The 9,426-nt window shown below is 71.9% G+C and carries 12 protein-coding genes and 1 tRNA gene; 3 read left to right on the top strand and 10 right to left on the bottom strand.

The features are described from left to right. The first annotated feature begins 125 nt into the window (after positions 1-125). A tRNA-Thr gene (locus C6N75_RS23520) sits at positions 126-199 on the top strand. A 251-nt stretch (positions 200-450) separates the two neighbouring features. On the opposite strand, the gene C6N75_RS23525 is transcribed toward C6N75_RS23520, so the two are convergent. From C6N75_RS23525 to C6N75_RS23550, 6 genes are all read right to left on the bottom strand, one after another. Next, entirely contained in the window at positions 451-1,071 is a 621-nt protein-coding gene (locus C6N75_RS23525; RefSeq protein ID WP_105870898.1) for a hypothetical protein, read from the bottom strand. Positions 1,072-1,078: 7 nt separating this feature from the next. Continuing rightward, on the bottom strand, positions 1,079-3,382 hold the full coding sequence (locus C6N75_RS23530; protein WP_105870899.1) for a DUF6571 family protein: 2,304 nt from the start codon (positions 3,380-3,382) through the stop codon (positions 1,079-1,081). After that, complete coding sequence (locus C6N75_RS23535; RefSeq protein ID WP_105870900.1) at positions 3,382-3,903, bottom strand: hypothetical protein; 522 nt, start codon at positions 3,901-3,903, stop codon at positions 3,382-3,384. The genes C6N75_RS23530 and C6N75_RS23535 overlap by 1 nt, the downstream gene beginning before the upstream one ends. A gap of 135 nt (positions 3,904-4,038) precedes the next feature. Beyond that, the gene (locus C6N75_RS23540; protein ID WP_322888071.1) at positions 4,039-4,347 is read right to left on the bottom strand and encodes a LysR substrate-binding domain-containing protein; all 309 of its coding nucleotides are present in this window, start codon (positions 4,345-4,347) and stop codon (positions 4,039-4,041) included. Then, positions 4,326-4,970, bottom strand: coding sequence for a vitamin K epoxide reductase family protein (locus C6N75_RS23545; protein ID WP_105870901.1), 645 nt, complete (start codon positions 4,968-4,970; stop codon positions 4,326-4,328). The genes C6N75_RS23540 and C6N75_RS23545 overlap by 22 nt, the downstream gene beginning before the upstream one ends. A 166-nt stretch (positions 4,971-5,136) precedes the next feature. Next, entirely contained in the window at positions 5,137-5,649 is a 513-nt protein-coding gene (locus C6N75_RS23550; RefSeq protein ID WP_105870902.1) for a DUF5949 family protein, read from the bottom strand. 263 nt (positions 5,650-5,912) lie between these two features. Here C6N75_RS23550 and C6N75_RS23555 point away from each other — a divergent pair, with 263 nt between their 5' ends. Together C6N75_RS23555 and C6N75_RS23560 are read left to right on the top strand one after the other, a co-directional pair. Beyond that, positions 5,913-6,374: a tyrosinase family oxidase copper chaperone gene (locus C6N75_RS23555; RefSeq protein ID WP_105870903.1), complete on the top strand. Its 462-nt coding sequence runs from the start codon at positions 5,913-5,915 to the stop codon at positions 6,372-6,374. Next, positions 6,355-7,230, top strand: a complete 876-nt coding sequence (locus C6N75_RS23560) for a tyrosinase family protein (protein WP_105870904.1) — start codon at positions 6,355-6,357, stop codon at positions 7,228-7,230. The genes C6N75_RS23555 and C6N75_RS23560 overlap by 20 nt, the downstream gene beginning before the upstream one ends. A 99-nt stretch (positions 7,231-7,329) precedes the next feature. Here C6N75_RS23560 and C6N75_RS23565 read toward each other — a convergent pair whose 3' ends face one another. The 4 genes from C6N75_RS23565 to C6N75_RS30890 form a co-directional block, all read right to left on the bottom strand. Beyond that, entirely contained in the window at positions 7,330-7,638 is a 309-nt protein-coding gene (locus C6N75_RS23565) for a chaplin (protein ID WP_105870905.1), read from the bottom strand. Positions 7,639-7,878: 240 nt separating this feature from the next. After that, on the bottom strand, positions 7,879-8,379 hold the full coding sequence (locus C6N75_RS23570) for a hypothetical protein (protein ID WP_105870906.1): 501 nt from the start codon (positions 8,377-8,379) through the stop codon (positions 7,879-7,881). Positions 8,380-8,612: 233 nt separating this feature from the next. Next, on the bottom strand, positions 8,613-8,885 hold the full coding sequence (locus C6N75_RS23575; protein ID WP_105870907.1) for a hypothetical protein: 273 nt from the start codon (positions 8,883-8,885) through the stop codon (positions 8,613-8,615). 211 nt (positions 8,886-9,096) lie between these two features. After that, the coding region (locus C6N75_RS30890; RefSeq protein WP_219852904.1) for a hypothetical protein at positions 9,097-9,426 on the bottom strand (330 nt) is incomplete at its 5' end.

Genomic DNA, 9,426 nt, shown 5'->3' on the forward strand with positions numbered 1-9,426 from the left:
GGCAAGCGCTGCACCTGACCCGCCGCCGCCCTTCCCTCCCGCCCGTCCGGAGGGCGTACGGACCACCCTCCGGACGTGTGTAAACTTGGCCAGGCCGCTGTGACCCCTCCCGGTCGACACGGCATGCCGCCTTAGCTCAGTTGGCCAGAGCAACGCACTCGTAATGCGTAGGTCTCGGGTTCGAATCCCGAAGGCGGCTCACCCTGAAGCCCAGGTCAGACGTATCTGACCTGGGCTTCTTCCATCAGTGGATGCGGCATCGCCGCCGGGACCGCCCCGGTCGACCGGCCGTGGTCTCGAAGCTGGTCTCTTGGGGGACGGGTCGGGCTCTTCCGGAGGCGGGACGGGCCGGGGGAGGGAAGAACTGTCCCCGATGCGCCGCACGGCGTCCCGGGAATGCTGGGAAGGCTCTTGCACGTACCGCTGGGCGGCCGCGCTGACCGGGCCTCCTCAGCCTGCCGGAGCGTCGGCCGGCTCGGTGCAGTCGGCGCTTTCGTGTGCCTGGCGGGCGGCGAGGGTGGCCAGGCGGCGCAGATCGCCGAGGCGGTCGGCCGGGACGGGCTGTTCGAGCCTGACGTAGGTGCTCAGGCCGTAGTTGCCGAGGTCGAGGCAGGCGGAGTAGACGGCGGCCATCTTGGAAGTGGTGAAGGCGCGCTGGCCGGCGGTGAACAGCTTCGGGTCGCGCTGCATCTGGTTCTCCAGCAGTTGCTTCTGCCAGGCGCTCTCCAGCGGTGCACCATTGAACATCTCCGTGCGTACGGTCATCAGCCGGCCGTCGTCGCCGTTGACGAAGCAGTGCGCGTCGAAGTCGTTGTCGGTCCTCCCTGTACCTCGGGGGGTGATCCGCTCCGGTGCGAAGCTGTACGAGGAGGAGTCGGGCAGCACGCGGTTCAGGGCGTCCACGACGTCGTCCGATGAGCCCAGCGACCGGCAGACCTCGTTGGCCTTGATCGTGCCCCGCTCCTTCTCGAAGGGGGGCAGTCCGGTGGTGTAGCCGATACCGCTCCAAGCGGCGAGGAGCACCGCGACCACGGCGACGGCGATGGTGGTGTGCTTCTTGGTCGGCGTCATGGCTGCCTCACTCGTCCTTCTCCAGCTCCGAGGGCTTGCCCACCCCGTTCAGATATCCGTCGGTGTTGGTCGAGGCGTGGGTGAAGCCCGCCTCGGCCGCCTTGGCGACCTCGGCCACGATGTGCGGTGAGGGCGCGCCGGCCTTCTCGCCGGCCTTGCGGGCGGCCTCCTCCACGAGCGTGAACGTGGAGTCGCGGGTGCCGTTGATCTCCTGGCCGTTGCGGTAGATGACCTCGCCCGAGCTGTCCTTCATCATGCCCTCGGTGAGGCTTCCGATGACCTGACCGGCCACCGTCTCCGCGACGCCGCCGGCGACCATTGCCCCGGGCCCGGTGGCCGTGGCCGTGGCGGCGCCGACACCGAGGCCCACCAGGCTCTCGCCCCACTCCCCGGCCGTGGTGATGGCGTCGTTGAACTCGGCGTCCTTGTTGCCGGCGTCCAGTTCGGCGGCGTACGCCCGACCGGTCGCCAGAGTCCCCTGGATCTCGCCGGCGTTCTGAGCGACGTCGGTGATGGCCAGCTCCAGGTTCTCGGTGGCGCTGTACCGCGGGTCGGCCACGAAGGCTTCGGGATGGGCGAAGTGGTGCTCCATCATCGACGCCGTGTAAGCGTGCTGACCCACGGTGAGGGCGGCGTAGCCCTCCGGGTTCTGGCCGAGCGTGTACATGAAGCGGGTGAGATCCTGCTCGCTCGGCTTGGCGACCGACCCCTCGACCGGGTACAGCAGATCCTGCTTGTAGTCGCCGGCGGACAGTGCCCGGTGGATGTCCGGCATGTACTCCGCCGACATCTGCCCGAGACTGTCGGACATGTAGGAGTGGTCCGTCAGCCGGGACGGCACCTCGGAAACGGACTTGACGACGTCCGCGTACAGCTTCGCCTGCTCCTCCGAGTGCCTGTACGTCTCCGGTGTCGGCAGCTCGCCGGCCGGGTGCCCGGTGGTCGCCGCCTCAAGGGCCCCGGCGAGGTAGTTGCGGCCCGAGATGCTGTCCTCGCCCTCGGAGTCCTGGTCCTGCATCCACTCCCGATCCTCGAAGAGGTACTGGAAGTTGGTCAGGTCGATCTTGCCCTTGTTGCCGTCGCCGTCGGTGTCCCGCTCGTAGGGGTTGCCGTCGGTGTCCTTGTCGATGAACGGTCCGGTGAAGAAGTCGGTCGCCGCGTCCGGACTGTTGGAGAGCGCCTTCATGTAGCCGGTCATCGGGTCGAATCCGGCGTCCGTGCCGGTGCTGTTCAGGTGCGGCCACAGGCCGCCGCCGTGGTAGCCCCAGATCTGCTCGGGACGGCTGCCGTGGCGGACGCCCTCCCGTTCCTTGGCCATCATCCCGCTGCCGTAACCGGTCAGGAAGTCGTCGTCGTAGTCGCCCCAGCGCATGAGGTTGCTCATCACCACGTAGCCGGAGAGCCCGCCGGCCCCGCCGACCGGTCTGTCGACGGCGAGGAGCATGTCCGTCTTCCAGCGCGACATCTCGGGGCTGTGGCTCTGGGTGGCGTTGGCAAGGGTGAGGCTGAGGTTCTTCTGCAGGTCGTCGTGCTGGTCGAAGCGTTTGCCGTCGGCGGCGAAGTCCCGGCTGTTCGGGTCGTTCAGCTTCGCCCAGAAGTCCAGGGTGCCCTGAGCGCCGAGCTGCTGGGCGAACGTGGACGCGAAGAGGCCGTCCCTGTTGTACGTCGAGAGGCCGGCGAGGAGGGTGTCGAATTCCGCCCCGGTCAGCTTGCCCGGGTCCTTCTTCGCCAGCGCGGCCAGTTCCTCGGCCTTCTTCATCGCGTCGGCAGCCTGGTCGCGGTCCTTGTACGAGCCGTCGCCGAAGCCCTTCTCGGCCTGGTCGGCCAGGGCACGCAGGATCTTCGCCGCGGTGCCGTCGCTCTCGGCGGCGCCCTTCAGGATGCCTTCGATCTCGTCCCGAAGGCCGTCGACCTCGCTCTGTCGGACGTCCTTTCCGGCCTCGCCGTCGGCGGCCTTGACGGTGAACCCGGTGCCGGAGGCGGTGACGGAGATGTGTTGCCCCTTCGCACGCGAGAGGGCGTCCTGAAGATCCCCCTGGTACTTCTTCAACTCGCCGGCGGTGTCGCGGATGATGTGGCGTACGGAGGTCGCCTGGGTGTGCGCGTCGGCGAACTCGCCCACGGTCTTGGCCACGAAGTTCCGCCCGACTTGCGAGTTCACCCCCCGCCAGTCGGCCTTGGCGGCGGTGGCCTTCAGCCCGTCGTTGGCGGCCCGCTCCAGCTTCTCCAGGTTGGTGACCAGGGTGTCCCAGTCGGTCAGGGCGCTGTCGAGCGTGCCGAACTTCGCGTGCAGCAGGGTGTCGAAGTCCATCACTCACCGCCCTTCTTCTCGTCCCTGCCGCTGCCGTAGGCGTCCGCGTTCCGCTTGCCGGGCTCGCCCGCCCGCTCGTCGAAGCCGGCGTCGAGCGTGGCGATGCCGGAGACCCGCCGCTCGATGAACACCTCGTCGCCCGCGTGCGCGTTCTTGGTGTAGTCCATGTGGTTGGAGATGTGCGTGCAGGCGTCCATCAGGTCCGCCAGCGAGGACGCCCACTTCAGGGACACGTGGGTCAGCGCGCCGCCCAGGTCGAAGCCCTGGCCCGAGAGGTCGGCGCCGGCCGAGTCGGTGGTCCGCTCGGCGACCCGGCCCTCCCGCCACAGGCGGTTGTACAGCTCGTACGCCTGGTCACCGATCTTGGACAGCTGGTCGTTGGAGACCTGCAGGTCGCCCTGGGGGTTGGTGGTCGACGACTTGCCGTCGCCAGGCTCGTCCGGAAGGCGGTTCAACTGCATCCCGGTCGACTGCCGCTCCGAGGCAGCCGACTTGAGCTGTTCCCACTCGTCCCACGCCATGGTGCGCGATCCCCTCCCGTCGGTGTGCGCCCATTGTTCTACGCGTAGGTCTCCGCGGTCGCACAGATGTGTGCAGGCGGTGGGGAGATCCATGCAGAGCGGGCGGCCTGCGCCCGCCGACGCCGGGCGTCCCGATCACTCCTCGTCGATGACCAGAAGTTCCAGGAAGGCGGTGGCTGCGGGGGTGCGAGTGCTTCGGTCGGCGCAGATCACGTACTCGGCGCGGGCGGGGGCGTCGGTGACCTCGATGACGGCGACACCGGTCAGCTCCGCGACGTAGGTGGGAGGGGGCAGCGCCACGCCCGGGCCGGCGCCGACCAGCCGGATCAGGTAGTCCGCGTCGGCGGCCTCGCCGTGATCCTGCGGGCCGCCACCGGCCGCCGGGCGGCGCCGACGGAATGGCCCTCGTCCACTGGCCCGGCTCAGCTCGCCCAGAAGTCCCACCAGCGGGTGAGGATCAACATGCCGATCACCCCGAGGTGGAGGACGGGCAGCACCCAGGTGAACTCGTCCAGGAAGGACCGGACGGGGGCGGGTGCGGGGAGCAGGCCGTGGCGGACGTTGTGCGAGGTGACGTACCAGAACATCACGATGGTGGCGACCCAGGCCAGGCAGCACCACAGGCACAGGGCGTTGATCTCGTAGAGGGACTGGTAGGTGAGCCAGGTGCAGAAGCCGACGCCGAAGAGGGCGCCGGCGTTGAGGCCGAGCCAGAACCAGCGGCGGAAGGCCGCCCGGGAGAGGAGCGCGAAGCCGATGGCGGCGACGACGGCGTACGCCGCCAGGCCCAGCATCGGGTTGGGGAAGCCGAACACCTCGGCCTGCGCGCTCTTCATCACGCTGCCGCAGGAGACCACCGGGTTCAGGCTGCACCCGGGGGTGAAGCCCGGGTCTTCCAGGAGCTTGAACTTGTCGAGGGTGATCACCCAGGCCGCGAGCAGCCCCGCCGCCCCGGTCACCACCAGCATCCAGGCGAACGCCCGCCCCGCGCCGAGGGTGTGCGACACCCGGCCCTCGGCGGGCGCCCGGCCCGGTGCCACCTGGTTCTGCACGCGCGTCATCGTCATGCCGGGGACGTTACACGCGACGCCGATTCGGCGGGGTTTGACGGCAATTGTTCAACAGAAAGGAGGAGTTGGAGGGCGGTTGCGAGAGAGGGAAAGGGGCGTCGGCGGCGGGCCTTCGCGACCACCCGCCGCCGGCGCCCCGGTTCTCGGTCCCCTCGTCGGAGGGTCAGGTGCGGACCCGGCGGACCGGGACCATGGCGTGCGCGCTCTGCTCCACCAGCGACTCGTCCCCGATGAACGCCCGCAGCCGCTCCTCGTCCACCGGCTGCCCCTGCACCGCCTCCGGCCACGGCCGCAGCGAGCACACCAGGTAGACCTTGCCGGTCTGGTGCGCGGCGCGCTCCCACTGCGGCGGCACGGGGCACTGCACCCGCATGAAGGGCAGGGTCAGCGCGGCCTGTTCGGCCTCCACCAGCAGGGTGACCGGGATCCGGGTCTCACGCGCCAGGTCGGCGACCTTGTCGCCGACCGACAGGCCGGTCTTCTCCAGCTCGGCCCGCAGCGCCTCGGCGCCGGCCTCCGGGCCGTCCCGCCCGTCGCCCAGCGAGTACACCATCAGAAACGGAACCTGGGGCTCCTGTCCGGGGTCGGCGTCCGGGTCACTGGCCCAGGGGATGACGGCGAGCGTGCCCAGCGGGGAGGCCTGCCGCCCGGGGGATACGGCGGTCGTAGAGGTCATGGCGAGCGAGCGTAGCCCCGGACGGACCGGCGTCCGGTCCGAGATTCACCCGTTCGGCCCACGCCGCCGGGCCCGGATTCACCTGCCCGGGTAACGGCCGTACGCGTGCCCCGCCGCAACGCTTCCGCGGACGGGTCGTTGACCCAGGGGCAGCCCAGGGGCAGCCCAGGGGCAGCCCAGGGGCAGCCCAGGGGCGATCTGGCGGAGACCGGTGGTGCCGCCGGTGGCGGTGGCGGGGCGATGTTCCGGAAGCGAGGCGCGCGATGATCCGTGTACGGGGACCGGGGCGGCGGGCCGCCCTGCGGACGCTGTTCACCCTGGCGGTCGCCGCGTTCACCGGCGGCGCGCTCGCCCCGCTGGTCCGCCACGCCGACGGAACGGCCGGCCGGGAGAGCACCGGGCGCGGCACCGGCCCCCGTAGCGGCTTCGACGAGATGTACCGGGGGCACCGCATCCAGGGCGGGGACGCGGGCGGCGGGGCGCCGGGGGTGTACGTCGACGGGCGGCCGCTGCACCTCATGCGGTGCGCCGACGGGGGCTTCCTGTCCCCGCTGGACCACTACGCCTCGTATCCGACGCCGCTGGCGGCCGCGCGGGCGGCGGTGGACGAGCTGGGCGCGGCCCGGTTGAGCGCGCGGGCCGCCGTCCACGGGGGCGGCCGGGCCGGCGGGCATCAGAGGGGCGACGGCCGGACGGGAGGCGCCGGTGGCGGCGTACGTGCGTAAGGACCAGCGGAGCCTGACGGCGGCCGAGCGGCGCAGGTTCGTCGCGGCGGTGCTGGCGGTCAAGCGAGCCGGGCGTTACGACGACTTCGTGCGCACCCATGTGGAGCACTACACGGCCGACGGCGACCGGGGGCTGCGGGTCGCGCACATGGGGCCGTCCTTCCTGCCCTGGCACCGGCAGTACCTGCTGGAGTTCGAGCGCGAGCTGCGCGCGGTGGACCCGGCGGTGACCGTGCCGTACTGGGACTGGACCCGTGACCGCACCCCGGCCGCGTCCCTCTGGGGCGAGGACTTCCTGGGCGGGGACGGCCGCCGCGGCGACCGCCGGGTGACCACCGGGCCCTTCGCGTACGGGAGCGGGAACTGGACCATCACGGTCGGCGTGACCGACGACCCGTTCCTGACCCGCAGTCTGGGGCATCCGGCCGATCCGATCGCGCTGCCGACCCGGGCCGACGTGGACCGGGCGATGGCGGACGGGGTGTACGACACCGCGCCGTGGGACTCCACCAGCGGCGGCGGCTTCCGCAACAAGCTGGAGGGCTGGCGGCCCGGGGCGACCGGCACCGCCCGCTGGGCCTGCCACAACCGGGTGCACCGCTGGGTGGGCGGGCTGATGGTGGGCGGCGCGTCGGTCAACGACCCGGTGTTCTGGCTGCACCACGCCTTCGTGGACCTGCTGTGGACCCGCTGGCAGGCCCGCCACCCGGGGGCCCGCTACCTGCCGGCCGCCCCGCCGCCGCCCTCCTCCGCCCAGTACCGGCGGGTGGTGGCGCGGCACGAGCCGATGCCGCCGTTCGACGTCACCCCGCAGGACGTGGCCGACGTCCGGCACCTGTACCGGTACGAGGGCTGAGTGCGAACGGTCGCCGTACGCCGAAGCCCCCGGCGGTCACGAGTCGACGTGACCGGCCGGGGGCTTCGCACCGCGGACGCGGGCGACGGGCGGGGAGGATCAGCCGCCGTAGCCGCTGTCGTGGCCGTGGTTCTTCGAGTCGTCGTTCTTGTCGTGGTCCTTCTTCCCGCTGATGTTGGCGCACTGGTTGCCGAAGGCGGGGTTCAGGATGCCGATGACGTCGATGGTGTTGCCGCACAGGTTGACCGGGACGTGCACCGGGACCTGGAGGACGTTGCCGCTCAGCACGCCGGGCGAGTTGGCGGCGGCCGCCTCGGCGTCGGCGTCGGCGACGGCCAGGCCGGCTCCGCCGAGGGCCATGGCGCTGGTGCCGGCGAGGACGACGGCGGCCTTCGCGATGCGAGACATCAGAATCTCCTTGTACGTACGGGAGGGAACGTGGTGACGGGTCCGTAAGGGACCGCCGCGCGTGCCGGTACGAGGACGGGCACGGGAAGTGCGGGCCGTACGGGGACGAGGCCGCGTGACCGCGGCCGGTCGTCACCCCCTGTCAACGGCACCGCTCACTGCGGGTAACGGCCGAGGGGGCCCGGTGACGCCCGTCGGGGCGCGGTTCGCCCGTTCGGCCGCACGCCGGCCGCCGCGGACTCAGCGGCCGGCGGCGGGGGAGTCCAGGCCCATGCTGGACTCGACGGTGCCGGTGAGGGCGGGCGGGAGCACCCCGGCGGACGGCAGCGCCAGGCCCGGCAGCCCGAGCGTCTCGGCGCCCGGCAGGGTGAGGGGCAGCCCGGCGACGGCGCCGGGCGTGAGGGCGTGCACGTCGGACGCCGGGGCGGCGAGCAGGGCGCGGCCGGTGGGCCGGTCGCCCTCCACGTCCGGCAGTTCCGCGCTGATCGTCGTCTCCGGGGTGCCGGTGGTCAGCGGGAGCTGGGGCACCAGCAGCGGCGGCAGTCCGCCCTCGGCGCGCCGGGTGAAGCCCGACGGGGCGCCCGGCACCGGGATCGGCACGCCGGTGCGGAGCACCGGGGTCTCGGGCAGCACGGTCCCGAGCCCGTGCAGCGGGATGTCCACCGGGGCGACGGGGGCGGAGGCGGCGAGCGCCGGCGAGGCCATCGCCGCGGACGCCAGGCAGGTGACGACGAGCGCCATGCCTCCTTGAGTCTTCGAGTTCATCGCTGCGTATGCCTTCCCGGTCGGAGGTGTGTCGGGTGGGTGCCGGTGAGTTCCGTGCCGTCCAGTCCCGAGAACGAGCCCGGCCCGGTGTGCGCTTCGCTATTCGCCCGAATGCAGCAACGGACGGTATGGGGGGCGGGCGTGCGGAAGGGCCGGCCGGGGACGACGCGTCGTCCCCGGCCGGCCCTTCCGCCGCGCTGCGGCCGGTGTCACTTGCCGAGCGGCAGACCGCCCAGCAGCGGGGCGGCGTCCTGCGCCGGCAGGTTGCCCGCAGTGTCCTGCACCTTGCCGACCAGCTTGCCGTCGGCGACCTTGGTCACCCCGTCGGCGGGGACCGCCTCGGTCAGACCGCGCTTGCCGAGGGTGTCGACGGCTCCGTTGAGGCTGGAGGGGGTCAGGCTCTCGGCGGCGAACGCGGGGGCGGCCGCGCCCATGGCCATCAGGGAACCGGCGACGACCGCTGCGACCTTCGTGGGCTTCATGGGGGAGGGGGTCCTTCCTGGACGGGATGTCTCGCTACAACAGGCGCGTGCATAGGGGAAGTTGGACTTCCCGCGGTGCTGCGTCCGCTTTCTGTAACGAGTGCTCCGCGCGGGAGAAACTCCATGGCGGCACAATTCCGGTGACTGCACCCGAACGATGCCGGCCGGTCGTATTCTCGGACTTTCCGGCCCGGTCGGGTCGGGGTCCGGTTCAGGACCAGTCGGCGGCGGCGTCGTTGGCCGGCAGGGTGTTCATGCCGGTCGAGGGAGCGGCGGCGTCCCCGCGGACGGCGTCGACGACGGCCTGCACCGCCTTCTGGATGTCCTGCGCGGACGCGGTGGTCTCGCCCTCGGCGACGGAGTCGACGACCGCGTCCACCGCCTCCTCGACCCCCTCCAGCGCCTTCTCCAGGTCGGCGTCCATGGCGTCCAGGTCGGCGTCCACGTCCTGCTGGTCGTCGAAGTAGTCCTCGGGGAGCGCGGCGGCCGCCTCGGAGCGGTCCTGCGGGGCCGCCGCGGCGGCGGCCTGCTGGAGCCGCTC

Origin of the sequence: Streptomyces solincola (assembly GCF_002982015.1) — a bacterium.
GTDB lineage: Bacteria > Actinomycetota > Actinomycetes > Streptomycetales > Streptomycetaceae > Streptomyces > Streptomyces solincola.

Excerpts from the sequence above, each read along its gene's own strand:
- C6N75_RS23525 (WP_105870898.1), bottom strand. The coding sequence starts at position 1,071 with ATGACGCCGACCAAGAAGCACACCACCATCGCCGTCGCCGTGGTCGCG.
- C6N75_RS23530 (WP_105870899.1), bottom strand. The coding sequence starts at position 3,382 with ATGGACTTCGACACCCTGCTGCACGCGAAGTTCGGCACGCTCGACAGC.
- C6N75_RS23535 (WP_105870900.1), bottom strand. The coding sequence starts at position 3,903 with ATGGCGTGGGACGAGTGGGAACAGCTCAAGTCGGCTGCCTCGGAGCGG.
- C6N75_RS23545 (WP_105870901.1), bottom strand. The coding sequence starts at position 4,970 with ATGACGATGACGCGCGTGCAGAACCAGGTGGCACCGGGCCGGGCGCCC.
- C6N75_RS23550 (WP_105870902.1), bottom strand. The coding sequence starts at position 5,649 with ATGACCTCTACGACCGCCGTATCCCCCGGGCGGCAGGCCTCCCCGCTG.
- C6N75_RS23555 (WP_105870903.1), top strand. The coding sequence starts at position 5,913 with ATGATCCGTGTACGGGGACCGGGGCGGCGGGCCGCCCTGCGGACGCTG.
- C6N75_RS23565 (WP_105870905.1), bottom strand. The coding sequence starts at position 7,638 with ATGTCTCGCATCGCGAAGGCCGCCGTCGTCCTCGCCGGCACCAGCGCC.
- C6N75_RS23570 (WP_105870906.1), bottom strand. The coding sequence starts at position 8,379 with ATGGCGCTCGTCGTCACCTGCCTGGCGTCCGCGGCGATGGCCTCGCCG.
- C6N75_RS23575 (WP_105870907.1), bottom strand. The coding sequence starts at position 8,885 with ATGAAGCCCACGAAGGTCGCAGCGGTCGTCGCCGGTTCCCTGATGGCC.